General features: G+C 69.6%; 23 protein-coding genes. 8 read left to right on the plus strand and 15 right to left on the minus strand.

Annotation, left to right across the window (positions count from 1 at the left end):
* The first annotated feature begins 94 nt into the window (after positions 1-94).
* Both AB0I81_RS39355 and AB0I81_RS39360 read left to right on the plus strand, forming a co-directional pair.
* Positions 95-1,141 carry a sulfite exporter TauE/SafE family protein gene (locus tag AB0I81_RS39355; RefSeq protein ID WP_360668090.1) on the plus strand — a complete coding sequence of 349 codons (1,047 nt, stop codon included), beginning with the start codon at positions 95-97 and terminating at the stop codon, positions 1,139-1,141.
* Between the two features lie 56 nt (positions 1,142-1,197).
* Entirely contained in the window at positions 1,198-2,583 is a 1,386-nt protein-coding gene (locus tag AB0I81_RS39360) for a tetratricopeptide repeat protein (protein WP_360668092.1), read from the plus strand.
* Positions 2,584-2,633: 50 nt separating this feature from the next.
* On the opposite strand, the gene AB0I81_RS39365 is transcribed toward AB0I81_RS39360, so the two are convergent.
* On the minus strand, positions 2,634-3,002 hold the full coding sequence (locus AB0I81_RS39365) for a VOC family protein (protein WP_360668095.1): 369 nt from the start codon (positions 3,000-3,002) through the stop codon (positions 2,634-2,636).
* Between the two features lie 184 nt (positions 3,003-3,186).
* On the opposite strand from AB0I81_RS39365, the gene AB0I81_RS39370 reads away from it, so the two are divergent.
* Positions 3,187-3,912, plus strand: coding sequence for a hypothetical protein (locus tag AB0I81_RS39370; RefSeq protein ID WP_360668098.1), 726 nt, complete (start codon positions 3,187-3,189; stop codon positions 3,910-3,912).
* Positions 3,913-3,966: 54 nt separating this feature from the next.
* On the opposite strand, the gene AB0I81_RS39375 is transcribed toward AB0I81_RS39370, so the two are convergent.
* A complete protein-coding gene (locus AB0I81_RS39375; RefSeq protein WP_360668100.1) occupies positions 3,967-4,995 on the minus strand; it encodes a hypothetical protein in 1,029 nt (342 codons plus the stop codon).
* A 59-nt stretch (positions 4,996-5,054) separates the two neighbouring features.
* A complete protein-coding gene (locus AB0I81_RS39380) occupies positions 5,055-6,386 on the minus strand; it encodes a hypothetical protein (protein WP_360668102.1) in 1,332 nt (443 codons plus the stop codon).
* A 137-nt stretch (positions 6,387-6,523) separates the two neighbouring features.
* Between AB0I81_RS39380 and AB0I81_RS39385 the strand changes: the two genes are divergently transcribed.
* A complete protein-coding gene (locus tag AB0I81_RS39385; protein ID WP_360668104.1) occupies positions 6,524-6,853 on the plus strand; it encodes a hypothetical protein in 330 nt (109 codons plus the stop codon).
* Positions 6,854-6,968: 115 nt separating this feature from the next.
* On the opposite strand, the gene ald is transcribed toward AB0I81_RS39385, so the two are convergent.
* The gene (gene ald, locus AB0I81_RS39390) at positions 6,969-8,078 is read right to left on the minus strand and encodes an alanine dehydrogenase (RefSeq protein WP_360668107.1); all 1,110 of its coding nucleotides are present in this window, start codon (positions 8,076-8,078) and stop codon (positions 6,969-6,971) included.
* 68 nt (positions 8,079-8,146) lie between these two features.
* Positions 8,147-9,529 (minus strand): aspartate aminotransferase family protein, encoded by a 1,383-nt coding sequence (locus AB0I81_RS39395; protein ID WP_360668110.1) that lies wholly within the window; start codon positions 9,527-9,529, stop codon positions 8,147-8,149.
* A gap of 276 nt (positions 9,530-9,805) precedes the next feature.
* Here AB0I81_RS39395 and AB0I81_RS39400 point away from each other — a divergent pair, with 276 nt between their 5' ends.
* The gene (locus AB0I81_RS39400; protein WP_360668113.1) at positions 9,806-11,161 is read left to right on the plus strand and encodes a dipeptidase; all 1,356 of its coding nucleotides are present in this window, start codon (positions 9,806-9,808) and stop codon (positions 11,159-11,161) included.
* Positions 11,162-11,204: 43 nt separating this feature from the next.
* Here AB0I81_RS39400 and AB0I81_RS39405 read toward each other — a convergent pair whose 3' ends face one another.
* The 10 genes from AB0I81_RS39405 to AB0I81_RS39450 all read right to left on the minus strand — a co-directional run bounded on the left by AB0I81_RS39405 (position 11,205) and on the right by AB0I81_RS39450 (position 21,288).
* The gene (locus AB0I81_RS39405; RefSeq protein WP_360668116.1) at positions 11,205-11,672 is read right to left on the minus strand and encodes a hypothetical protein; all 468 of its coding nucleotides are present in this window, start codon (positions 11,670-11,672) and stop codon (positions 11,205-11,207) included.
* Between the two features lie 5 nt (positions 11,673-11,677).
* Positions 11,678-13,192: a HAMP domain-containing sensor histidine kinase gene (locus tag AB0I81_RS39410; RefSeq protein ID WP_360668119.1), complete on the minus strand. Its 1,515-nt coding sequence runs from the start codon at positions 13,190-13,192 to the stop codon at positions 11,678-11,680.
* Positions 13,193-13,199: 7 nt separating this feature from the next.
* Complete coding sequence (locus AB0I81_RS39415; RefSeq protein ID WP_360668122.1) at positions 13,200-13,889, minus strand: response regulator transcription factor; 690 nt, start codon at positions 13,887-13,889, stop codon at positions 13,200-13,202.
* A 35-nt stretch (positions 13,890-13,924) separates the two neighbouring features.
* Entirely contained in the window at positions 13,925-14,617 is a 693-nt protein-coding gene (locus AB0I81_RS39420; RefSeq protein WP_360668125.1) for an aspartate/glutamate racemase family protein, read from the minus strand.
* A gap of 11 nt (positions 14,618-14,628) precedes the next feature.
* On the minus strand, positions 14,629-16,005 hold the full coding sequence (gene murF / locus AB0I81_RS39425; RefSeq protein ID WP_360668128.1) for a UDP-N-acetylmuramoyl-tripeptide--D-alanyl-D-alanine ligase: 1,377 nt from the start codon (positions 16,003-16,005) through the stop codon (positions 14,629-14,631).
* Positions 16,002-16,958 (minus strand): D-alanine--D-alanine ligase family protein, encoded by a 957-nt coding sequence (locus AB0I81_RS39430; protein WP_360668131.1) that lies wholly within the window; start codon positions 16,956-16,958, stop codon positions 16,002-16,004. Before AB0I81_RS39430 ends, murF begins: the two co-directional genes overlap by 4 nt.
* A gap of 417 nt (positions 16,959-17,375) precedes the next feature.
* Positions 17,376-17,918 carry an RloB family protein gene (locus AB0I81_RS39435; RefSeq protein ID WP_360668134.1) on the minus strand — a complete coding sequence of 181 codons (543 nt, stop codon included), beginning with the start codon at positions 17,916-17,918 and terminating at the stop codon, positions 17,376-17,378.
* On the minus strand, positions 17,915-19,267 hold the full coding sequence (locus tag AB0I81_RS39440; RefSeq protein WP_360668137.1) for an ATP-binding protein: 1,353 nt from the start codon (positions 19,265-19,267) through the stop codon (positions 17,915-17,917). The genes AB0I81_RS39435 and AB0I81_RS39440 overlap by 4 nt, the downstream gene beginning before the upstream one ends.
* Before the next feature lie 227 nt (positions 19,268-19,494).
* Positions 19,495-20,295 carry a polyprenol monophosphomannose synthase gene (locus tag AB0I81_RS39445; RefSeq protein ID WP_360668140.1) on the minus strand — a complete coding sequence of 267 codons (801 nt, stop codon included), beginning with the start codon at positions 20,293-20,295 and terminating at the stop codon, positions 19,495-19,497.
* A 195-nt stretch (positions 20,296-20,490) separates the two neighbouring features.
* Positions 20,491-21,288: a helix-turn-helix domain-containing protein gene (locus AB0I81_RS39450; RefSeq protein ID WP_360668142.1), complete on the minus strand. Its 798-nt coding sequence runs from the start codon at positions 21,286-21,288 to the stop codon at positions 20,491-20,493.
* 80 nt (positions 21,289-21,368) lie between these two features.
* Between AB0I81_RS39450 and AB0I81_RS39455 the strand changes: the two genes are divergently transcribed.
* The 3 genes from AB0I81_RS39455 (at position 21,369) to AB0I81_RS39465 (ending at position 23,970) form a co-directional block, all read left to right on the plus strand.
* Positions 21,369-22,226: an NAD(P)H-binding protein gene (locus AB0I81_RS39455; RefSeq protein WP_360668144.1), complete on the plus strand. Its 858-nt coding sequence runs from the start codon at positions 21,369-21,371 to the stop codon at positions 22,224-22,226.
* A 226-nt stretch (positions 22,227-22,452) separates the two neighbouring features.
* Complete coding sequence (locus tag AB0I81_RS39460; RefSeq protein ID WP_360668147.1) at positions 22,453-23,049, plus strand: RNA polymerase sigma factor; 597 nt, start codon at positions 22,453-22,455, stop codon at positions 23,047-23,049.
* Positions 23,050-23,970 carry a CU044_5270 family protein gene (locus AB0I81_RS39465; RefSeq protein WP_360668150.1) on the plus strand — a complete coding sequence of 307 codons (921 nt, stop codon included), beginning with the start codon at positions 23,050-23,052 and terminating at the stop codon, positions 23,968-23,970.
* Positions 23,971-24,023: the final 53 nt, after the last annotated feature.

The raw sequence follows: 24,023 nt of genomic DNA on the forward strand, positions 1-24,023 counted from the left end.
CACTGGTCGCAGTCAAGAGGTCGCGTTACTTTTCGAGTACCGCCCTCAAGAGAATGGGGATGCCCATGCGGTCCATCGCCAAGACTCGCGGCCAGTGCAGTTGCGGTTGTCCCCACGGCCGGGCGCTGCTCCGCTGAGCGCGCAGGCCGCCGCCCTGCTGGCCGGCGGGGTCACCGCCGGGCTGGTCGCCGGGACCGCCACCTGTACGGCGGCGCAGGGCGGGCTGCTGATGGGCCTCGTCGAGGGCTGTCACGGGCGTGATCGTGCGCTGGTCGGGTGGTTTCTGGCGGGGCGGCTGGTCTCCTATACGGCGGCGGGGGCGCTGCTCGGGCTGCTCGGCTCGGCCGTCAGCCTGCCGCCCCAGGCCAGGGCGGTCCTGCTGGTGGTGGCCGGGCTCACCGTCGTGGGCTTCGCGGTCCGGCTCATGCGACGCGGACGCACAGGTTGCCCACCGCAACCCACAACACCGCACCCCCAAGCACCGCAACCCCAAGTACCGCAATCCCAAGTACCGCAATCCCAAGCGTCCGGGCTTGAAGCGTCCGGGCCCAAGGCGTCCCGGCTCGGGGCAGCCCCGTTCGTGGGGTCCCGGTTCAAGGCGCCGCTGCTGGGTGCGGCCACCATCCTGGTGCCGTGCGGTGTGACGCTCGGCATGGAGATGGTGGCCGTCTCCAGCGGATCGCCGCTGGCGGGCGCGGCGGCCATGGCGGGGTTCGTCGCCGGCACCGCCCCGGCGTTCGCGCTGCTCGGGTACGTGCTGCGGCGCGTCTCCCGCACCCGGCTGGCCCGGCTGACCGGGGTCGCGGCCATCGCCGCCGGCCTGTGGACCGCCGGGGCCGGCGTCAACCTGGGCGGCTGGCTGGCCGCCCCCGCCGCCCCGGCGGTGTCGGACCCGGCGGCGACCTCGGTCACCGTGTGGGCCACGCGTGAGGGTTACCGGCCGTCCATGGTGACGGTGCGGGCCGGCGTACCGGTCGAGGTGGTGTTCAAGCTCGTGGACCGGAGCTGCGCCGACACGGTGGTGATCGGGGGACGCGATGTCGCGCTGCCGGCCACCGTTCGGCTGCCGCCGCAGCGGCCGGGCTCGCTGCGCTACGTCTGCGGCATGGGCATGTACTCCGGCTTCATCCATTTCTCCTAAGAAACTTGTAGCCGATTACGGTTCGCAATTGGGTGATCACATGCCAGTCTGTCGCCATGTCCTGGCAAGAGGAGGAGGCGCTGCCGTCCGTACCGGCGCCGCGCGTGGGAGACGAGCCCGAGTTGCTGCCCGCCGCGCAGGCGGGCGACGCGCAGGCCGCGCACCGGCTCGGCAAGTTCTACGCCCAGTACGGCGACCGCGCGTCGGCCAGACACTGGTGGGAGCGGGCCGCCGCGGGCGGCAACGTCGACAGCGCCTACAACCTGGGCATCTGGCACGAGAAGCACGGCAACCTGGATGACGCCGTCACCTGGTACGAGGCCGCCGCGAGCACCGGCGACGCCGAGGCCGCCACGAACCTGGGCCTGCTCCTGCTGGAGCAGCGCGGGGACGCCGGGGCGGCCAGGGTCTGGTTCGAGAGCGCGGCCACGGCCGGGTCCAGGACGGCCGCCCGCAGGCTGGCGCTGATGTGCGAGGAGGCCGGCGAGCTGGGCGCGGCGCGCGAGTGGCACCGCAGGGCGGCCTTCGGCGGCGACGCGGCCTCCGCGCACGACCTGGGCTTCCTGGCCTACTGCGCGGGTGACGAGGCCGAGGCTCTGCGCTGGTGGGAGTGCGCGGCCAGGGAGGGCCATGCCGAGTCGGCATACTGCCTGGGCCTGATCCTGCACGCCAGCCGCGATCCGGAGGGCGCGGAGGCGTACTATCGGCTGGCGGCCAGGAACGAGCACCTGGGCGCGGCCTCGCGGCTGGGCGGCGTGGCGCTGTCCAGGGGCGACCTGCGTACGGCGCGGGCCTGGTTCGAGCAGGCGGCGGGCGGCGGGCGGGCCTACGACCTGCGGATGGCCGGGTTCGTGTGCGTGGAGCTGGGCGATACCGCGGCGGCCAGCCACTGGTTCGGCAGGGCGGCGGCCGGCGGGGACGCCGAGTCGGCCTTCGACTACGGGCTGCTGCTCATCGCCGAGTTCGGCGACCTGGCGGGCGGCCAGCACTGGTTCAGGCAGGCGGCACAGGCAGGCCACCACGCCGCTGCCGTCGAGCTGGGCGGGCTGCTGTCGGTGGCCGGGGAGCTCGGGGAGGCGCAGGAGTGGTTGTCGGATCCGCCGCCGCCCTCCTGGGGCCGTCCCGCCGAGCCGGAGCTGACCGCCCGCGCCGAGCTGGCGGCGGCGGCCACCGGGCGCAGGGGCGAGGCCGAGCTGAAGGTGGCGGACCTGGCCGAGGTGCTGTCCACCTGGGACCTGATGACCAGGCCGCTGCACGACCATTCCAACGTGCTGGCCTGGCTGGTCGAGCGGAGCGGGGCGCACGCCAGCGCGGTCGAGCACCTGGCGTCGGTACGTGGCGCCCTGGTGCGGCCGGGCAGCGCGCCATGGCCGAGCCCCGGCGAACTCCAGCACGTGCTGGTGACGGCACGCGACCTGCGGTGGCGGCTCGGCATCCGCTGACCCGCGGCCTCCACCCAAGATGGGCCGGCCGGCTGACGCTGATCCTCAGGTCAGCGCTGGCCCAGGTGGAACAGGTTGCCGTCGTCGTCCTTGAAGACGGCCGTCCAGCCCCAGGGCTCGTGCGAGGGCGCCTGCGTGAACTCCACGCCGCGCCCCACCAGCTCCTCGTGCGTCTTGACGATGTCGTCGGCCTGGAACAGCACGTAGTTGGGCATGTCCTTGACCAGCGCGGGCCACTTGGGGTCGGCCTGGTGGATGACCAGGTGGACGCCGCCGCCCGGCGGTGCGACCTCGATCCAGCGGCTCTCGCCGTACGGCTGGTCGCTGGTGACCTCGAAGCCGACCTTGGCGGTCCAGAAGTCGACCGCCCGCTGCTGGTCCTCGACGTAGATGGTGACCTGGCTGATGCTGAGCGCCATTGCTACCTCCAAGAGGGTACGGTGGCGCCCACCGTACCTTCCGGCTACGACATTCAGATGAACCCGGCGCGCGGGCGCGAGCCCCTGGCGCCGGTGCGCGGCACGCTTATCCGGCATTCCCTGACCAGCCCCCTCACATACGGGATGATCGGTATGGTGGAGGACCATGGGGACTGAAGCGGGCATGAAATTCGGCCCAATGGGCAAGCTGGCCGATGAGGTGGACGGCGCGCGCACCGCCGTGGAGAAGGGGCGCAAGTCACTCTCCGAGAGCCCGGGAGCCGTCACCTACGTGCCGGTGCCGGGCGTGCCCGGGTCGAACTCGTTCGGCAACACGTCGAAGGCCACGACGGCCGGCTCGGCGCACGCGTCCGTCCAGTCCTCCGCCGAAAGTCTCGCCGAGATCCTCGTCGCGGTGCTCGACTCCGACGGCGACCGGCTGCGCAAGGTCATCAAGGCGTTCAAGGAGCTGGACGACGACATCGCCGACCGGTTGTTCGCCAAGGCCGCCAAGGGCTTCGACGTGTACAGCGCCCACGTGCACAGCCACGGGCTGCACGAGTACGACGACTACGTGCGCACGGGCCAGATCGACCGCCTGCACGAGGCCATGAACGGCGGCCCGTCACTGATGGGCGGCGACCTCAACGTGGTCACCAACAACGGGGTCAACCCGAAGAACACCACGTCCGGCGACGCCATCGGTGACATGAGCCGCGAGGGCTACACGGTCTACTCGGGCGCGACGAACGACGACGGCCGCGTCGTCGGCACCTCGCCCAGCGGCACCCGCATCGACCACGTGGCCGGCTCGCCCGCCTTCGGCATGGGCGAGCAGCCCACCCTGATGGACGGCGCCACCTCCGACCACGACGGCCAGGTCGTCGACGTGCAGGTGCCCGACTGGTAGGTCACATGTGCAGGGGTGCCCGGTCGGTAGGTAGGCCGGGCACCGCCGACCTGGTCACCGCTGGTTGATCTGCACCTCCGTACGGGCGGCGGAGCGGCCCTCGCCGTCCTCGATGCTGTGGTCGCCCGCGCCCGGCTGGTTGGCCGGCAGGTCGATGACGTGGCTGCCCTCGACGTCGAGCTTGATGTTGCCGGTGCCTTCCGAGCCCGAGATGACGTCACCTTCGCGCACGAGCACGGCGTTGCCGAACGAGGCGTTCATGATGTCGCCGAGGATGGGAATGTCGTCGTCGGCGTGGTACTTGGAGCTCGCCTCCGCGTACCGGAGGTCCCAGTTGTCGCCGGTACGGCTCTCCAGCTCCTCTTCCAGGTCGGCCATGTCGTGCCCGAATGCCTCCTGGATCGTGGCGATGTCGGCGTTCTGGTCCGTGATGGCTTGGGCGATGTTGTCGATGTCCTCGGAGTCGGTGCCGGCGTCGTTGCCTGGGGAGTTTCCGGCGCCCTGGCCGATGTTGAGGTTGACCATGCGGACCGACCGGGGCTTCCACTGCTTGGCGATCAGGTCGAACTGCTCGCGGTAGAAGTCGAGATCCCGCCGCTTCTCCTCCAGCACCGTGTCGACGCGGCCGCGGATCTCTTTGGCCGTGCGTATCGCGGTGTTGACCAAGGTGGTCTGCCCGGCGGTCTCGGGCCGGAAGGTCAGGGTGTCGGTGCCGGTGTCGGCGGGCACCGACTTGAGCTTGTCGCGCTCGTCGTCGAGGAGTCCCTGCTGCACCCGGAGCGTCGTGGCGGTCAGGTCGAGCGTGCGCCCGATGTTGTCGGCCCACGCCGCGGCCCGTTCGATGTCGGCGGTCAGGCGCTTGCGGTAGCCGTTGAACGAGTCGGCGGTGTCGCCCGTCCAGTATTCCTTGGAGAAGACGTCCTTGGCGGCGTCGTTGATCTTCCCCTCCGCGGAGCGCGCCCCGGAGCCGAGGGCACGCCATGCCTTGCCCAGGAGCTCCAGCCGACCCGGGTCGGCACGCAGGTCCCAGAGGTCGTCGGTGGTGATGGCTGCCTGGCTCTTGTCAATCGGCTCGGTTGCCATGGTGCATTACCTCTATACCAGTCCGTCTTGAGCTGCAAGATCGCCGGTTGGGATGGGGGTCACTCGATCGTCCAGGTGACCGTGCGCTTGAGTGTTCCGCGCGTGTCGTACGACCTGGCCCAGCCGAGTTCCTCGAAGCGACCGTTCTCCGAGGTGAACCAGTGGCCGTCGTTGTTGAAGTTGTAACGGTCGTAGGCGTGGACGGTGACGTCCATCGTGGCCTGGTTGCCCTCGACCCGGACGTCGCCGCTGCCCCAGATGGAGTGCTTGCCGAGGGCGAACTCCCAGTTCTTGGTGTCGGTCCTGTCGATGTCGACCGGCTCTCCCGTCATCTGGAACTGCCGCTGCCCGGTCTCCTGGAAGAGGCGCTCGGCGTTCGCCTGCGCGCGGCGGATCTCCTGGTCCACACCGTCGCGGATCAGCTTGTCGTCCTTGTACGCCTGCTCGTAGTCGATGGCGTAGTCCTTGCCCGAGCCGCTGAGGTAGTGCCGGTAGGTGTCCGCCGCCTCGTCGAAACCGGGCGTGGCGTCCTCGGCGTCCTGGAAGGCCTGCCACTTGTACCAGTTCGCGTGGTCGGCGGCGGACGGGTCGGAGTCGGGGTCCAGCGGCCACGGATTGTCGAAGGGGATTCCCGGATCCTTCGCCGGGCCCAGGTCGTACTTGCCGTCGCGCGGGCCCTTCTCGGGGGACTCGGCCTGGGGGCCCAGGTTCCGTACCGGCGAGTTCCGCGACATCTGCCACCCGGTTGCGCCCGCGGTCGCCAGCATGCCGGTCCTGGCCAGCGCGGCGCGCATGCCGCCCTTCTGCACGGCGGGGAACTTGGGCGCCTTCGCCCCGAGCATGGTGCGCAGCCGGCGTTCGACGGCCCTGACGATCGCCTGTCCGAAGTAGCGCTCCAGTTTCTGGCGCAGGGTGGCGACGGCCTTCCTGGCGAACAGGCGCAACATGCCGACCACGGCCCGTCCCTTGAGGACGGAGGCTCCCCCCGAGATCGCCGCCGCGGCCAAGGCCCACGCCAGGACGAACAGGACATAGGTGGCCAGGACGATCAGGAAGAGTTTGACGACCTCCACAAGCTTCGCGTAGAGGTCCTGCCCGTCGGCGAGCGCGCGCATCGACATGGACAGGCTCCGCAGGTGCCCGTCCTGCTTCTCGGGGTCGTGGTAGCCGGCCCACGACGTGTTGAGTGCGTCGATGTGCTCGCCGGCGTTGTTGGTGGAGGCGTGCGCGACGGCGCCGGACGCGCCGCGGACGACCTCGCCGTCCAGGGTGTCGGCGAAGGCGCGCATGGTGGACGACGACAGCCGGATGTGATCCTCGTTCTCGCTGGGCCACTCCACGCCCAGCATGTCGAACGGCGCATGCAGACGCTCGGGGAGGATGATCGCCATCTGGTCAGGTGTCCCGCAGAGACTCGTCGGTCACAGCGTCCATAAGTATCATGAATGGTTCTTATGGACACAAAGTTGGCCTTGGTTCACGAGATCAGCGGGAGCCCTTAACCGCATCCGTGATACTGATCGGTGTTGTGAGCCAATTGTTCCTCTTCGACCACTCGACCCTGGGCAGTGCGGGGCGGCACTTCACGGACGCCGCGGAGGCGTTCCAGCGCCACACCGACCGGCTGGTCACCTCCGTACGGGGCACCGGCTCCACCGCCTGGGGCTCCTCTGGCACGGGCGAGCTCATGGACGGGCTGACCAGGCTGCTCGAAGAGACCTGCGGTCACCTGGGCGGCAACATGAAGGAGTTCGGCGCGGGCATGCGGCGGATGGCCGAGGACCTCAAGCAGACCGAGCTCGACACCGGCGCCATGGTCGATCAGGTCCGCTCGCCGAACGGCACGTACCAGGCCTGATCCGATGTCGATGGCCGCCCTCGGCACGTCGTGAACCGAGGCGGCTCGGCCGGGCCAAGTCCTTCGACGCCCACGTGGGACCCGCGGAAGCCGAAGGACTGACCCCGCCGCGACGTCAGACCAGCTCGGCGACCGGCGTGTACGGCAGCCCGAGCGCCTGGGCGACCGGCTCGTTCGTGAGCTTGCCGGCGTGCGTGTTGAGCCCGCCCGCCAGCCCAGCGTCGGACTTGATCGCGTCGCGCCAGCCCAGGTTGGCCAGCTTGACCGCGTACGGCAGGGTGGCGTTGGTCAGGGCGTAGGTCGAGGTGTTGGCCACCGAGCCCGGCATGTTGGCCACGCAGTAGAAGACCGAGTCGTGCACCTTGTACGTCGGCTCGGCGTGCGTGGTCGGGCGCGAGTCCTCGAAGCAGCCGCCCTGGTCGATGGCGATGTCGACCAGCACGGAGCCGGGCTTCATGCGCGAGACCAGGTCGTTGGAGACCAGCGTCGGGGCCTTGGCGCCGGGGATCAGCACCGCGCCGATGACCAGGTCGGCCCGCAGGACCTCCTGCTCGATCGCGTACGCGGTGGAGACCAGCGTCTTGAGCCTGCCCTGGTAGACGGCGTCGATGAAACGCAACCGGTCGATGTTGGTGTCGAGCACCGTGACCTCGGCGCCCATGCCGACGGCGATCTGCGCGGCGTTCAGCCCGGAGACGCCGCCGCCGATCACGACCACCTTGGCGGGCGCCACGCCGGGCACGCCGCCCGGCAGGATGCCCCTGCCGCCGTTGAAGCGCATCAGATTGTACGCGCCCACCTGCGGCGCCAGCCGCCCCGCGACCTCCGACATGGGAGCGAGCAGCGGCAGCGACGTGCCCACCTGGACGGTCTCGTACGCGATGCCCGTCGTCCTGGCCCGCAGCAGCGCGTCGGTGCACGGCTGGGAGGCGGCCAGATGCAGGTAGGTGAACAGCACCAGCCCCTCGCGCAGCCGATGGTACTCCTCGGCGATGGGCTCCTTCACCTTGAGCACCATGTCCGCCCCGCCCCACACGGCGTCGGCGTTGTCGAGGATCTTCGCGCCCGCCGCGAGGTACTCCTCGTCCGTGATCTGCGACCCCAGGCCCGCGCCCCGTTGTACGGTGACGTCGTGCCCGTTGCGCACCAGCTCGTGCACGCCTGCCGGGGTGGCGGCGACGCGGTATTCGTGGTTTTTGACCTCGGCTGGAACGCCGATCTTCATGGCGGTGATCCTTTCGGGAACCGGCACTCCGTCGTACCGGACTGAGGGGTGTTTCCGCGAAGTGAGGGCTAGAGTCGCGCCCACGCCTCGTTGAGCACGCCGCGCAGGATGGATCCGATCTCGTCGAACTCCTTCTCACCGGCGATCAGCGGCGGCGCGAGCTGGATGACCGGGTCGCCCCGGTCGTCGGCGCGGCAGTAGAGCCCCGCCTCGAACAGCGCCTTGGACAGGTATCCGCGCAGCAGCCGCTCGGACTCGGCGGCGTCGAACGTCTCCTTGGTCGTCTTGTCCTTGACCAGTTCGATGCCCCAGAAATAGCCGGAGCCACGCACGTCACCGACGATCGGCAGGTCGCGCAGGTCGTCGAGGGTCTGGCGGAAGCGCGGCTCGTTGGCCGTCACGTGGCCGAGCAGGTCCTCGCGCTCGAAGATGTCGAGGTTGGCCAGCGCCACGGCCGCGGAGACGGGGTGGCCGCCGAAGGTGTAGCCGTGGGCGAACATGGTGTCGCCGCCCTTGAACGGCTCGAACAGCCGCTCGTGCGCGATCATGGCCCCGATCGGGGAGTAACCGCTGGTCATGCCCTTGGCGCAGGTGATGATGTCGGGCACGTAGTCGAACTTCTGGCCGCCGAACATGGTGCCCAGCCGGCCGAAGGCGCAGATGACCTCGTCGGAGACGAGCAGGACGTCGTACTCGTCGCAGATCTCACGCAGGCGCCGGAAGTAGCCGGGCGGCGGCGGGAAACAACCGCCGGCGTTCTGTACGGGCTCGGCGAAGACGGCGGCCACCGTGTCGGGGCCCTCCATCTCGATCGCGCGGGCCACCCGCTCGGCCGCCCAGTAGCCGTACTCCTCGGGCGTCATGCCCTTGACGCCGGTGATCTCGTCGGCGCGGTAGTGGTTGGTGTTCGGCACCCGGATCGAGCCCGGCACGAGCGGCTCGAACATCTCCTTGAACGCCGGGATGCCGGTGATCGACAACGCGCCCTGCGGGGTGCCGTGGTAGGCGATCTGGCGGCTGATGACCTTGTGCTTGAGCGGCTTGCCGACCAGCTTGTAGTACTGCTTGGCCAGCTTCCAGGCGGTCTCGACGGCCTCGCCGCCGCCGGTGGTGAAGAAGACGCGGTTCAGCTCGCCCGGGGTGTGCGCGGCCAGCCGCTGGGCCAGCTCGGCCGCCTTGGGGTGCGCGTAGGACCACAGCGGGAAGAACGCCAGCTCCTGGGCCTGCTTGGCGGCGGCCTCGGCCAGCTCCTGGCGTCCGTGGCCCACCTGGACGACGAACAGCCCCGCCAGACCGTCGAGGTAGCGCTTGCCGTGGATGTCGTAGACGTAGGATCCCTCACCGCGCACGATGGTCGGGATCTCGGACTGCTGGTAGGCGCTGTGCCTGGTGAAGTGCAACCACAGGTTGTCCTGCGCGGCCTTCAGGACGTCGTGTTCCGGCTGCGTCATGGTTATCTTCCCTCGTATCTCAGCTTCCCACAGTCTGCATGTTCTACCGCGTACTTGCCAAGCGAATCGGTCGCAGCAGTATGCAAGAAAATCGGGATCCGCAGAACCGCTATGTAACGACAACGAAATCCGCAGGTTAGATTAGCGCCTGGATCGGAACCGCTCCCACCCCTCGTTTCCGCAGCGCAGGGCCGGTTGTGGTCCAATTAGACGATTCGCTGTGAACTCTCGTGAACAGCTCTTAACCATCGCAAGACAACCCCCGGGGGACCGTCCGTGACTCCAGATCAGATCGAGAGCGCTGTCGCCGCCGCGATGCCACAGGCCGTCGAGGAGCTCAGGCGGCTGGCCGCCATCCCTTCCGTGGCCTTCCCCGGGCACCCGGAGGAGCCCGTCTTCGCGGCCGCGGCCATGACCGAGGAACTGCTGCGCTCCACCGGCCTGCCGCGCGTGCAGCAGGTGCAGGTGGACGGCAGCTTCCCGGCCGTCTACGGCGAGGCGCCCGCGCCTCCCGGCATGCCCACGGTGCTCCTGTACGCGCACTACGACGTGCAGCCGGCGGGGGACCCGGCCGCATGGCGTACCCCGCCGTTCGAGCCGACGCTCATCGACGGCCGCCTGTACGGCCGGGGCACCGCCGACGACAAGTCCGGCGTGATCTCGCACGTGACCGCCCTGCGCACCTTCCAGGGCCGGTTCCCGGTGGGCATCAAGGTCATCATCGAGGGCCAGGAGGAGTACGCGGGCGACCGCCTTGAGGCGTTCGTCGAGCGCAACCCCGACCTGCTGCGGGCCGACGCGATCGTGGTGGCCGACACCGGCAACCCGCGCGTCGGCGACCCGGCGGTCACCACCTCGCTGCGCGGCATGGCCGCCTTCACCGTCGAGGTCCGCACGCTGCGCGAGGCCGTGCACAGCGGCTCCTTCGGCGGCGCCGCCCCCGACGCGCTGAGCGCGCTCATGCGCATGCTGACCTCGCTGCACGGCGACAACGGCGACATCCGCGTACCCGGGCTGCCCCGGGGCTCCTTCCTCGGGCAGGGGCCGTCGGAGGAGGAGTTCAGGAAGACCTCCGGGGTGCTCGACGGGGTCTCGCTGGTGGGTTCGGGCTCGCTGGCGGACCGGCTGTGGTCCTCGTACGCGATCACGGTCACGGGCCTGGATGTGCCCACGGTCTCCGGCGCGATCAACGCCGTCCAGCCGGTCGCGCGGGCCAGGGTCACCGTCCGCGTGCCGCCGGCCGGCGACCCGAAGACCACGGTCAACGCGGTCGCGGAGTTCCTGAAGCAGGTGGCGCCCTGGGGCGTGCAGGTGTCGTTCGGCGACTTCACGGTCGGCTCCGGCTTCCAGGCCGACTCGGGCGGCAAGGCCCGCGCGGCGCTCAACCGCGCGATGGAGCGCGCCTTCGGCCGCCGGCCGCGCGACGTGGGCGCCGGCGGCTCGATCCCGCTGGTGAGCACGCTGCTCAAGCAGTTCCCCGCGGCCGAGATCCTGCTGTTCGGGGCGGAGGACGAGGAGGCGGCGATCCACGCGCCGAACGAGCGTGTGGACCTGGAGGAGCTGCGGAAGGTCGCCACGACGGAGGCCCTGTTCCTCAACGAGCTCAGCCTGCCCTCGGCCCTGGGCGTGTAGCCCGGCGCTACCGTGCCCTCGGCCCTGGGCGTGTAGCCCGGCGCTACCGTGGTGCCGGGCACTTTCCCTGGTCGGCGGTCTGCCCACCACCGACCAGGGTGACCTGCGGGGGTTGTTCCAGCCCCGTGATGGCGGCGGCCGTGCACGCGATCTGCTGGAGTGCCAGCTCGGACAGCTCGTCGAGCGGCGTGGACAGGGTCACCACCATGGGGCGCTCCGGCTCGGCGGTCACCGTGAACGGGCCCACGTCGAACGGGACGTCGGTGGTGAATCCATCCGACTGTTCCCTCGCGGTGGGCCCGTCCGCCAGGGTCGCGAGCCGGTCCGTCACGTACAGCCGGCCACCGGGCCGCGTCACCGCCTCCAGCCTGCCCTTCTTGATCAGGTAGAGGGTGATCGTCGGCCGGGCTTCGACGCGGCCGCCGGGCGGGTCGCCGGCGCGGATGACGTCGCTGGGCCGCACGCCGCAACCGGCCACGGCGATGAGCAACACGACAGCTGCGGCGAGCACGCTCCTCACTCGGGGCCTCCGTCTGGATCGGGGGTTCGGCGTGGCAGGCGCAGCGTGAACAGAGCTCCACCGTCCTGCGCGTTGACGACGGTGAGGTCGCCCCGGTGCAGGCGCGCGTTCTCCCGCGCGATGGCCAGGCCCAGGCCGCTGCCCTCGGACCTGGCCCTGGTCGCGCTGGCCTTGTAGAACCGGTCGAACACGTGCGGCAGCACCGCCGGGTCCAGGCCGGGTCCGTGGTCGCGTACCTCGACGGTGATCCAGTGCGGGTCGGCGGACAGGCGTACCGACACCGGCGGCTCGCCGTGCCGCAGCGCGTTGCCGACCAGGTTGGCCAGGATGACGTCCACCCGGCGCGGGTCCAGCCGGGCCGTCACCCCGGCCGGCAGGTCGGTCTCCACCTGCTCCGGCCAGCCCCGGACGCGCAGGGTCGAGCGCACCAGTTCGGCCACGTCCACCTCGTTCGGTACGAGGGCCGCGACGCCCGAGTCGAACCTGCTGATCTCGATGAGGTCGTTGACCAGGACGGTGAGGTTGAGCGTCTCCTGGCTGACCAGCCGGGCGGCCCGGCCAGCCGGCTCGGGCAGCTCGGCCGCCTCCTCCTCCAGGATGTCGGCGACCGCGGTGAGCGCGGCCAGCGGGGTGCGCAGCTCGTGGGACACGTCGGCCACGAACCGGCGGGCGTCGGCCTCCATCTCGCGCAACTGTTTGACGTGCCGTTCCAGCTCCGCGGCGGTGCTGTTGAAGGTGTGCGCCACGTCGGCCAGCTCGTCGGAGCCGCGGACCGCGATCCTGGTGCGCAGCTCGCCCTGGCCGAGCAGGCGGGCCGCCCGGCCGAGCTCGCGCACCGGGCCCAGCACGCCCCGGGTGGCCAGCAACGCCAGGAGGACCGCGAAGGCCAGGGCCGCCCCACCGGTGCCCCAGGCCGACAGGGCGAGCCCGTCGATGCTGCGCCGCTCGGCGTCCAGGCTGCGCGCGACGTAGACCTCGATGCCCGACGGCCGCGGCCCCTGCCCCTGCTCAGTGATCATCAACGGCGTGCCGACGATCAGCCAGGGCCCGTCCTCCAGCGCCACCCGCTGCCAGGCGGTACGGCCGCCGGCCACCTGCCGTCGCAACGCCGGTGAGACCGAGTCGAGGTTCACGGCCGGCGGCTTGCCCGGCATCCGGCGCGACCGCGGCCCGGCATCCGGCGGCCCGGGATCCGGCGGTACGGCATCCGACGACCCGGCGGCGGGCGAGCTCAGCTCGCCGTAGATGGCGAACCCGCAGCAGACGTAGTTGGTCGCAGCCTTGGCGATCTCGTCGAGCTCGATCTGGTCCGGCGTCGCGGTCGGCAACGGGTAGAGCGCCTGCAGGCGGCTGGTCATCGCGTGCACCTCGGCGTCCTGGGTCCGCTGCAGGATCTCGTTGCGGGCCAGGACATAGCTCGTGCCGGACACCGCCGCCGCGGTGACCACACACAGCAGTGCGAACGCGAACAGCAGCCGGGCACGCAGCCCCAGACTCGGCCGAGGTGTCACCGGCGGCTCACACCGGCCCGAACCGGTATCCGAAGCCGCGTACGGTCTGCACGTAGACAGGCGCCGCCGAATCGTCCTCGATCTTCGCGCGCAACCGCTGCACGCACGCGTCCACCAGGCGCGAGTCGCCGAAGTAGCCGTGCTCCCACACCGACTCCAGCAGTTGCTGACGGCTGTGCACCCGGCCTGGCGTGCCGGACAACACGAGCAGCAGGCGCAGCTCGGTCGGGGCCAGGGCGACCGGCTCGCCGCGGTGGGCGACCACCAGCCCGGCCCGATCGATGGTCAGCTCGCCGTGCCGCTCCAGCTCCGCCTGATCCCGGCCGATCCGCCGCAACACCGCGCCGATGCGCGCCTCCAGCACCCGGGGCTGCACCGGCTTGACCACGTAGTCGTCCGCGCCCGCCTCCAGCCCGGCCACCACGTCCATGTCGTCGCCGCGCGCGGTCAGCATGATGATCGGCACCTGTCCGGCGGACCGGATGCGGCGGCAGACCTCGAACCCGTCCATGCCGGGCAACATCAGGTCGAGCACGACGACGTCGGGGACGTGCGAACGCAGCCGCTCCAGCCCCTGCTCGCCGGACTCCACCGCGTGCACCCGGTGCCCGTGCCGGGTCAGGGCCAGCTCAAGGCCCTCCCGGACGGCCGGGTCATCTTCGATCAACAACACTCGCGAGACGCCGCCGAGTTTCACCACACGCTCCGTAACTCACTTTCTCCGTATCCTATTCAGCCGTTCAGCGCGTAGCCTGCCGCGGCCTCGGCGTGCAGCCGGGCGCTGGGCAGCAGCGGGATGGCGGTGTCCTTGTCGCTGATCAGCAGTTCGATCTCGGTGCAGCCGAGGATGACCGCCTCTGCGCCCTGGTCGGCCAGGCCCGCGATGGTGCGTACGTAGGCGTCCCTGGAGGAGGGCCGCAGCACTCCGCGTATCAGCTCATCGAAGATCACCCGATGCACCATCTCGCGCTCGTCCCGCTCCGGGACGAGCACCTCGAAGCCGTGCCCGGCCAGCCGATCCACGTAGAAGGACTCCTCCATGGTGAAGCGGGTGCCCAGCAGGCCGACCTTGCGCATCCCCCTGGCGTCCACCTCCGCGCCCACGGCGTCGGCGATGTGCAGCACGGGCACGTTCGCCGCCCGTTCCACCTCGTCGTTGACCCGGCTGAAGGTGTTGCTGCAGATCAGCAGCAACTCGGCGCCCATGGTCTCCAGCTTCCCGCCCGCGCCGGCGAGCATCGCGCCCACCTCGTCCCAGCGGCCGGCGAAGATCAGCTCCTCGACGGTCGTGTAGTCCACCGACCAGATCAGGCTGTTGGCGGAGTGGCTGCCGCCGAGGCGCTCACGTACCCGCTGGTTGATGATCTGGTAGTAAATGACCGTTGATTCCCAGCTCAACCCGCCGATCAGCCCGATAGTACGCATGGAACTCCGTTTCACTGGGCCAGGGCGCGGGCGCAGACGCCGAGCCCGATCTCGCTGGAAGCCTTGACGAACACCACGTCTCCCGGTTCGACCAGGGAGGTGGCCACTTCGATGGCCTCGGTGACGTCCTGGACGGTGTGGACGGTCACGTCCCGGTTCGCGGACTGCGCCGCCCACGCCATCGCGAGCGGATCCCCCGCTCCGACCGTGATCAGCACGTCGAAGCCGAGGTCGGCGACGAGGCGGCCCATCTCGGCGTGCCGGTCGCGGGAGGCCGCCGCCTGCTGCCCCATCGCGCCGAGCACGGCGACGGCACGGCGGGAGCCGGCCAGGGTCTTGGCCGCCCGCAGCCCGGCCCGCATGGATTCCGGGCTGGCGTTGTAGGCGTCGTTGACGATGGTGACGCCGTCGGGCCGTTCGACGATCTCCAGCCGGCCCACCGAGCGCCGCCGGGCCGCGTTCAGTCCCTCGGCGATCTCGGCGACGCCCAGGCCGAGCGCGGTGGCCACGGCGGCGGCGGCCAGGGCGTTGCCCACCTGGTGCTCACCGATGAGGTCGAGCTCGACCGGGGCGCGACCTGAGGGCGTCACCAGCTCGAACGCGGTTCGTGCGCGATCCGCCGGCCGCACGTCCTCGGCTCGCACCTGCGCCTCCGCGGACCTGCCGTACAGCAGGATGTGCGCCTTGGTGCGGCCGGCCATGCCCATGACGTACGGATCGTCGGCGTTGAGCAGCGCGAACCCGTCCCCCGGAAGCGCCTCGACCAGTTCGCCCTTGGCCTCGGCGATGTCGGCGGGACCGGTGCCCATCCGCTCCACATGCGCGCTGCCGACGTTGAGCACCAGCCCGACCTGGGGCGGCGCGATCCCGGTCAGGTAGGTCAGGTCGCCCTTGCGGCCCGCGCCCATCTCCAGCACCAGGTAGCGGGTGCCGGCATCGGCACGCAGCACGGTGAGCGGCAGCCCGAGCTCGTTGTTGAACGACCTGTCGGTGGCGACCGTCGCGGCGTGCCGTTCGAGCACCTGGGCCAGCAGGTCCTTGGTCGTGGTCTTGCCCACCGAGCCGGTCAGGCCGATCACGGTCGGGCCGATGCGTCCGAGCAGATGCCCGGCCAGCAGGCCGAGCGCGCTCTGGACGTCCTCGACCACGAGCGCGGGCACGCCGACGGGCCTGGAAGCCAGCACGGCGACGGCGCCGGCCGCGATGGCGACCGCCGCGTAGTCGTGACCGTCCACGCGGGCGCCGGCCGTCGCGGCGAACAGACCGCCGGGCACCACCTCGCGGGAGTCGACCGCCGAGGGCGCGGTCACCAGCGCCCTGGGGTCGCGCACATCGTGCGGGCTCGCCCCGACGACCCGCGCGATCTCGTCCAACGTCATGGGGATCATGCGCCGCTCCTGGCGAACGCGAGGTCGATGAGGCGGCGCAGCAGGTCCGGGTAGGAGACCCCGCTCGCGCCCCACGCTCGCGCGTAGACCGAGCGGGAGGTGAAGCCCGGCATGGTGTTGATCTCCAGCATGTACAGGCGTCCGGTGTCCTGCTCGTACAGGAAGTCCGCGCGGGCCAGCCCGTAACCGCCGATCGCCCGGTAGGCGCGCAACGACAGCTCGCGCACCTCCTCTGCCACCCGCTCCGGCAGCACGGCGGGGATGGTGGCGATCTCGGCCGGGCTGAGGTACTTGGCCTCGTAGTCGAGCCAGTCGTCCGGCACGATGAGCTCGCCCGGCACCGACGCCTCCGCGTCGTCGTAGCCGCCGAGCACGCCGCAGATCAGCTCGCGCGCGCTCACGCCCTGCTCGACGATGACCGCCCGGTCGTAGGACAGCGCCAGCTCCACGCCCGCGCGCAACTCCTCCATGGAGGTGACGCGCGAGATGCCGATGGAGGAGCCCATGCTGACCGGTTTGACGTACATCGGCCAGTCGAGCGACTTCACCAGAGCCCAGTGGTCGGTGGTGCTGCGCCATTCGTGCCCGGTGAACCACACGTGCGGTGTGACGGGAATGTCCTCCGCCAGGAACGCGCGCCGCATCGCGACCTTGTCCATGCCCACGGCCGAGGCCAGGACGCCGCAGCCCACGTACGGGATGCCCAGCGTCTCCAGGTGCCCCTGGATGACGCCGTCCTCGCCGAACGGCCCGTGCAGCACGGGGAATACCACGTCCGCCAGATCCCCTCGCAGCTCCACCGGCCACCTGCCCTGCCGGTCGATGATGACGGGGACGGGCTCGTACAGGTCCTTCGGCAGGGCGTCGAGCACGGCCCGCGCCGACTGCAGCGACACCTCGTGCTCGGCGGACGGCCCCCCGGCCAGCACGGCCACGCGTACGCGTTGGGTCACGATCGATCAGCCTTTCTCAGTGACACGCCGGACCCACCGCTGGGCAACAGGCGCCGGTCAACCAGTCCACTGTCGGCCGGACATGTCCTCGGACCGTCAGCGCGATGTCATGGTTGTGTCACGGCCGCGCCGGTCGCCGGCATCTCCACTCGATGAGTCCGGCGACCTTGAGTCCAATTGCGGGGCGAGCCGGTTGGCGGCGTCGATGATGCGGATGGCACGGCACCGGCGCTGGCTGATGTGCCGGTGGCGGCTCGGCCCGAAACAGATACTGACCTCGGGCTTTCGCGGTGAAGGCCGCGCGTACTGATCATTCCGGCGGCCCGCAACTACATGGATTCTTTGTGGTCCCGAATGCGTTCGATCAGCTGCCAGGAATTTGAGCTTGGATTGGAGCGCGCAGGAGACCCGTCGCCCTCATGTTTGCCGTCCAGCCTCTGTGCGCGTTCCAGGGCAACAGCATAATGATCGACCAGTTTGCTCAAGAGCACGAGGAGTCAACGTCTTGTCACAGGAGAGATATTTCTTGGACAGCGTCTGTGCTAAGCCCCGCTCAATAGCGGCCGTCTGCTCTTGGAAATGAAGCATGAACCATAGTTCGACACACGGGTTCGATACGACAATATTGATCTGATGCTGGGCAGCCAATTGATATGTTTGCGGGAGGTTCGGGAACTCGTCGACGTCGAACATGCACCAGTACTCATCGAACGCACGGCCGCGACCACGCTTCTCCTCGCGCTGATCCGCTCGTTTGCGGTCGCTGGCAGCGCACACGAGGGAATGAGGAACCCCGTGGAAGTCGTCGATGGTCACGATGACCTTGTCCCTGAAGAGCCGATACCAGTGCTGCAAATAGAGAACCTCGGTCTTGGCGCCCTCGGTGTAGACGTGAAGCGTTCGTCTGTTGGCGAGCTCTGCCGGCGGCTTCTGCGCACGACCCTGTGGTTTGCGTGTCACTTGCGACCGCCAGCGGCGATGAGGCGCGCGACCTCGACGAATTCCTCGTGACTGACGATTGGCGTTGCACCGTAACGGCCGGACAGATACCGCTTCCCTATGGCCTCCTCTTGACGTGGCGACAGATCCGACAAGGGGTAGAGGCGACTACGTCCATTCACAAGCTTCTCGGTGAACCAGACCTGGTCCCGCCCCAGAGGGCGCGATTGTGTTGCATTGCCCAATAGCGTGGGGGCATGGGAGCTGAAGATAAGCTGTGCGCCATTGGGGTTGGCCTCAGGGTCCTGGAACAGTCCGATGATCCGCTCTGCGAGTGTTGGGTGCAGACTCGATTCCAGCTCGTCGGCCAGGAGCACACTGCCCGCTTCGAGCGCGTCGAAGACAGGCCCCACGATCCCAAGCCAAACGAGGGTGCCCAGCGATTCCTCGGACACGTTGAAGTCGACATCCTCCTCCGCGCCACGGTGACTCAGCACTAAACCCAGCTCTGTGAGGTCAATGTCCGGAAATCCCTCAGCATCATCCTCGTGCCCGGTCAGGATGAGGATGGCGCGGCGGACTCGTTCAAGAACCTTGGGGTCTGGTGGACGAATCCTTACGTCCGAGATGCCGAGATCTGCGGCGCGAAGGAGCGCCAAGACCTGCTCGCGGCTCGCATCCTCACGAAGCAGCTGTGCTGTGAACGCCCAGCGGGCCTGCCTGCTCGATGCCTCTGCGAATTTCAGATTCTGCCCAAACCAGTCGTAGAGCGGGAGCAGATCTGGGTGCTTGCCTGCGGCGGCGGCCGACAGGAACAGGGCGTTTGGCCTGGCGATCCTCTCTATCGCCCTTCCTATTGTGCGCTTGCCAGCAGGTATGTCCACCTGCTTCCCGCATGTGCGTTCGAAGATCAGGGCAGCGCGGCCATTCGGGTAACGATATGCCCATTCATGTAGAACATGCTGGTCGTTCATGACAACGCCGTATTCGTGACGGACGCCGTTCAGGACAAGGTCAATCTCGTAACGAGTCGGCTTCTCCCCCGCCCCGGGATCGAGCCGGAAGCTGTGCCGGTGGATTCCGCCAGACGGGTCTCCGGATCGGAACGAGAACAGGACATGTTCCCTGAGGCCGTACAGGGCTTTGAGCAGGTTTGTCTTACCCGAAGCGTTAGCACCGAACACGCCAGCCGCAGGTAGAACCCGAAGTGGACGACCACCCTTCTGGTGCCAGTGGACGTCCCTCGGCACACCCTCCTCCGCTTGAGCGGTCGCCTCCATCGAGAAGTCCAACTCGTCATAGAACGAGTAGATATTTTCCGCCCGGAACGCCAGAAGCATCGAAGGGTGACCAGCTTCGTCGTCCATCATGAGAGCGATTATTGCTGGAAACCTGCGTTTCTGCAATCGTAGTTGAGCAAGACTTCGATGAGAGCAGCGTCGCGGAGTTCGTCGAGTTGCCGTATGAAAGGGATCAGAGTTGCTAAAGATGCGAAATAGCCCCTCCTCCGGCGCTCTGCACGCATCACCCGGCTACCGACAGGCAACGACGGCGGACCGCGATCCTCGAACTGTTGCTCGCCGGTAATGATCGAGGATCAGCGCTGTCGCTGGGCGCCGAATCGCAGGACGAGTGGGGTGACCATGGATTCCAGCTGGACGGCGAGGCTGATCTTGCTGGAGCCGGCGTTGCGTTCCTCGAAGTGGATCGGCATCTCGACGATCGCGCGTCCCAGGCGCTTGCACAGGTAGTTCATCTCGACCTGGAAGCTGTAGCCGTCGCTTCTGATGGCGTCGAGGTCGATGACTTCGAGCACGTCGCGGTGCCAGATCTTGAATCCGCCCGTGGGGTCGCGGACCGACAGGTGCAGGATCGTGTTGACGTAGAGGCCGGCGAAGCGGCTCAGCAGGCGCCGGTGCCTGCCCCATCGGGCCGAGGAGGAGCCGCCCACCACGTACCTGCTGCCGATCACCACGCCCGCCTCGGTGGCCAGGATCGTGCCGAGCAGGTGCGGGATGTACTCGGGGCGGTGGCTCAGGTCGCCGTCCATCTGCACCACGTACTCGTCGCCGCGCGCGAGCGCCTCCTGCATCCCGGCGAGGTGGGCCCGTCCGATCCCCTCCTTGACCTTGCGGTGCAGCACGACCATGCTGCCCTCGCGCTCCTCGTTCGCGCGTTCCGCGAGGTCGTCGGCCAGCGAGCCGGTGCCGTCAGGGGAGTCGTCGTCGGCGATGATCAGCCTGAGGTTGGGCAGGTCGAGCGCGAGGATCCGGGCGGCTAACTCGCCGATGTTGCCCGCTTCGTTGTACGTCGGCACCACCACCGCGACACGCGCGTCACGCCATGGCGACGGCAGGGCCCAGGTTCGGCCGGTCTCCGATACCGCTGCGTTCTTCACAACGATCTCCTCACGCCCGTGCGGCGTTGTTTCGGGGCACCTACATATGACGCGCAAGATCGGGCTGAAGGTACCAAAAACCTCGGCAGTGGTACGCGTTCGAGGACGCGACCAGAGTTGCAGCAGTATTACGGTGCGCGGGCGGTGGCATTACGGCGTCACGTCATCACGGTGCGCAGGAGACGGCCCGGGTTCTCAGCAGGGTTGTGGTGCCGGAAGGCGGCCGGAGAAGTAGGCCGTGGGGGTGACGCCCATCAGGGTGCGGAATTCGGCCGTCATGTGGGACTGGTCGTAGTAGCCGGTCGCCGCCGCGAGTTGCCCCCAGCGCCGGCCGGTCCCGTTCGCACCGCCCGCCAGCACCTGGCGGAGGCGGGCGATGCGTTCGTACCGTTTGGGCGGCAGCCCGACGCCATCGGCAAACAGGTCACGCAGGTGGCGTTCGCTGACGGCGAGCCTGCGGGCGACGGCGGGCAGGGGTTCGCGCCGCAGCCCTGGGCGTACCCGCAGGGCCTCGGCCGCGACCCGCACCAGGTCGCCACGCGAGAGGTCCGCGGCCGGCTGGGCGGCGATCCTGTCCCGCAGGGCCGCTTCGAGGTGCTTGAGCGCGAGGGCGGCGTCGCCTCCCGCCCGTGTCAGTGCGGTCGTCAGCCTGTCCGCCCGGCCACCCCACAACTCGCCGAGGCCGACCACCCGATCGACCAGTTCGCTCACCGCGACCCCGAGCAGGGGCCGGGCGGCGCCGGGACGCAGCCGCAGGCGCAGGCAGAGGGGGAAGTCCTTGCCGACGTGGTAGGAGGCGCGGGTGCGGGGGCCGGCCACCAGCAGGTCGCCGCGGCCGGTGGCGGTCGTACGGAAGATCAGGCAGGTGTCGGTCTCGGGAACGTGCACGAGGGGATGCCGCTCGCGGCACGCGCCGTCGGATGTCAACACGCTCACCTCGCGGACCAGTCGCCGCAGCCCGCCGGGCACGGTCATCGGGACCTCTGCGCTCATGATTTTCACCGTACCGGCCCTGCGGCGGCGTGCCGGAACTTCCTATATGCGCTGGTAAGCAGGCTGCCACGATGGGCGGCATGATTCTGGTCACGGGTGCCACGGGCACCGTGGGAAGTGAAGTGGTCCGGCTGCTGGCAAGCGGCGGCATCAGGGTGCGGGCGATGACGAGGGACCCGGCGAAGGTTCCCGCGCTGCGCGGCGTGGAGGCCGTACGAGGTGATTTCGGCGATCGCGAGTCGCTCGCCGCGGCGGCACGCGGCGCGGAGGGCCTGTTCCTGCTCAGCGCGCCGGGGCCGTGGATGGCCGGGCACGACGAGGCAATGATCGCCGCGGCGCGGGCGGCGGGCATGCGGAAGGTGGTCAAGGTGTCGGCCATCGGCACGGGCGAGCGCGCAGGGGCCAAGGTCGGGGACTGGCATCTTGCGGGCGAGCGGGCGCTGGAGTCCGGCGACACGGAGTGGACGGTGCTGCGCCCGTCCAGTTTCGCCTCCAACGCGCTGAGCTGGGCGGCGCAGATCCGGACGGGGGCGCCGATCCCGAACATGATGGGGCAGGGCAGGCAGGGCGTGATCGACCCACGGGACGTGGCCGAGGTGGCGGTGCGGGCACTGACGCCCGGGGTGCGGGCACGGGAGGCGCTGACGCTCACCGGGCCGGAGCTGATCAGCGTTCCCGGCATGGCCGGGGTGCTGGGTGAGGTACTCGGGGGTCGCCGCGTCGAGACGGTGGACGTGCCGCTGGAGGTCTACCGTGAGCGGTTGGTCGCCGCCGGGGTGGATCCCGTCTTCGCCGACGTCGCGGTCGACGGGGCCGAGCTGGTGGCGCGGGACGGCAACGCGCGGCTTACCGGGGAGGTCGAGCTGGTGCTGGGACGCCCGCCCCGTACGTTCGCCGCCTGGGCCTACGATCACCGGGACGCGTTCGTCGCAGTCTGAGTCGCGATCCGAGTCGCGATTCGGATCGCGATCCGAGTCGCGATCCGAGTCGCGGTCTGAGTCGCGATTCGGATCGCGATCCGAGTCGCGATCCGAGTCGCGGTCTGAGTCGCGGTCTGAGTCGCGGTCTGAGTCGCGGTCTGAGTCGCAGGGAAAATCATGGAACCGTCGTCCCCGCTCGCGGCAATTACTCGTGTCATGACAGGAGAAACCCGAGAGGCACAACATGCGACACGAGAGCCGGGAGGCCCCGTCGCCCCGGCCCGGTGCCGTGGCGGAGGGCGCGCTGCCCCGGCACGAGTCCGAGCGCTTCGCCACCCTGTTCGTCGAGCACGCCCCCGGGCTCAAACGCTATGTCGTACGGCGCCTCGGGCTGGAGCCCGCCGACGACATCGTCGCCGAGACGTTCGCCGTGGCGTTGCAGCGGCTGGACACCTTCGACGGGCGGCTCGGTGACGAGCGCGCCTGGTTGTACGGCATCGCCACCAACCTCGTCGGCCGGCACCGCCGCCGCGAGATCGGCCTGTACAAGGCGCTGAGTCGTACCGGGGCCGACTCGGTGATCGAGCCGTTCACCGACGAGGTCGAGCGGCGGGTGGCCGCCGGCGGGGCGCGCAGGCGGCTGGCCAAGGCGCTGGCCGGGCTGTCGCGCAAGCATCGGGACACGTTGCTGCTGGTGACGTGGGGAGAGCTGACGTATGAGGAGGCCGCGGTGGCGCTCGGCGTGCCCGTGGGGACCGTGCGATCGCGCGTCAACCGGGCGCGGGGCAGGTTGCGCCGGGTGCTGACCAGTGTCGATCCGACCGTCGTGGAAGAGGGGTGAATGATGGCGAACGAGATCGATCTGCTCAATGAGCTGCGCAGCGAGGTGCCCGAGCGGCCGGACGTGTCGGGGGCGGAGCGCAGGCTGAGTGAGATGACGGCCAAGGGCGTCGCGAAGTCGGGGCGGCCCGCGTACCGGCTGCGTTGGGGGCTGACCGTGGCCGGGGCCGCGGCGCTGGCCGTGGTGGCCGTGGCCGTTCTGCAGCCGCGGGAGGACGGGGTACGGCCGGTGCCCCACACCATGGAGCAGCGGGAACGCCCCGCGTCCGTGCTGGAGCGGGCGGCGCTGGTCGCCGACCGGCGCGCGGCCGGGCCGGTCCGGGATGACCAATGGTTCTATCTCAAGGAATCGCAGCACATGGGCGGCGATCTGCCGGCTTTCGAGAACTGGAGCCGCCTGGACGGGCGGCGGTCTGCACTCAGGCAGGAGGGCGGCGAGCTCAAGGTGACGGCGGCGGAGAAGGGGCCGACGCACGTCGGGCGGACGCGGCGGGAGGTGGAGGCGCTGCCCTCCGACCCCGACGCGCTGCTGGCGCATTTCCGAGCGCTGAAGCGGGAGATGGCTCCGCTGTCGATCTGCGCGCCGGAGTGCGCGTCCGAGATTGAGGGGGACGTGAAGGCGTTCGGGGCCATCGGGTGGTACATGAAGTTCGGGCCCATGATCCCGCCTGCCACGGCCGCGGGGATGTACCGGGCGCTGGCGAAGATCCCGGGGGTGTCCATCGAGCAGAACGCGACGGACATGGACGGTCGCCGGGGCATCGGGGTGGTGTTCGACGCCGGGGACGGTGTCAAGGGGTACTACATCCTCGATTCCACCGACTATCGGTACATGGGGACGAAGGTGGTGCGGGGCGGCGAGGCCGTCGGGACGTCGGTGCTGGGCGCCGGCATCGTGGACGAGCCGGGCGAACTGCCCTGACCGGGGCCGGGTGAGTTGCCCTGACCAGAGCCGGGCGAACTGCTCTGACCAGA

The organism is Nonomuraea sp. NPDC050404, from assembly GCF_040655495.1.
GTDB lineage: Bacteria > Actinomycetota > Actinomycetes > Streptosporangiales > Streptosporangiaceae > Nonomuraea.

Bases quoted from the DNA above. Each gene is read 5' to 3' on its own strand.
- AB0I81_RS39395 (WP_360668110.1), bottom strand. From the start codon at position 9,529: ATGACGCAGCCGGAACACGACGTCCTGAAGGCCGCGCAGGACAACCTG.
- AB0I81_RS39370 (WP_360668098.1), top strand. From the start codon at position 3,187: ATGAAATTCGGCCCAATGGGCAAGCTGGCCGATGAGGTGGACGGCGCG.
- ald (WP_360668107.1), bottom strand. From the start codon at position 8,078: ATGAAGATCGGCGTTCCAGCCGAGGTCAAAAACCACGAATACCGCGTC.
- AB0I81_RS39460 (WP_360668147.1), top strand. From the start codon at position 22,453: ATGCGACACGAGAGCCGGGAGGCCCCGTCGCCCCGGCCCGGTGCCGTG.
- AB0I81_RS39420 (WP_360668125.1), bottom strand. From the start codon at position 14,617: ATGCGTACTATCGGGCTGATCGGCGGGTTGAGCTGGGAATCAACGGTC.
- AB0I81_RS39455 (WP_360668144.1), top strand. From the start codon at position 21,369: ATGATTCTGGTCACGGGTGCCACGGGCACCGTGGGAAGTGAAGTGGTC.
- AB0I81_RS39360 (WP_360668092.1), top strand. From the start codon at position 1,198: ATGTCCTGGCAAGAGGAGGAGGCGCTGCCGTCCGTACCGGCGCCGCGC.
- AB0I81_RS39380 (WP_360668102.1), bottom strand. From the start codon at position 6,386: ATGGCGATCATCCTCCCCGAGCGTCTGCATGCGCCGTTCGACATGCTG.
- AB0I81_RS39365 (WP_360668095.1), bottom strand. From the start codon at position 3,002: ATGGCGCTCAGCATCAGCCAGGTCACCATCTACGTCGAGGACCAGCAG.
- AB0I81_RS39450 (WP_360668142.1), bottom strand. From the start codon at position 21,288: ATGAGCGCAGAGGTCCCGATGACCGTGCCCGGCGGGCTGCGGCGACTG.
- AB0I81_RS39440 (WP_360668137.1), bottom strand. From the start codon at position 19,267: ATGATGGACGACGAAGCTGGTCACCCTTCGATGCTTCTGGCGTTCCGG.
- murF (WP_360668128.1), bottom strand. From the start codon at position 16,005: ATGATCCCCATGACGTTGGACGAGATCGCGCGGGTCGTCGGGGCGAGC.
- AB0I81_RS39375 (WP_360668100.1), bottom strand. From the start codon at position 4,995: ATGGCAACCGAGCCGATTGACAAGAGCCAGGCAGCCATCACCACCGAC.
- AB0I81_RS39465 (WP_360668150.1), top strand. From the start codon at position 23,050: ATGATGGCGAACGAGATCGATCTGCTCAATGAGCTGCGCAGCGAGGTG.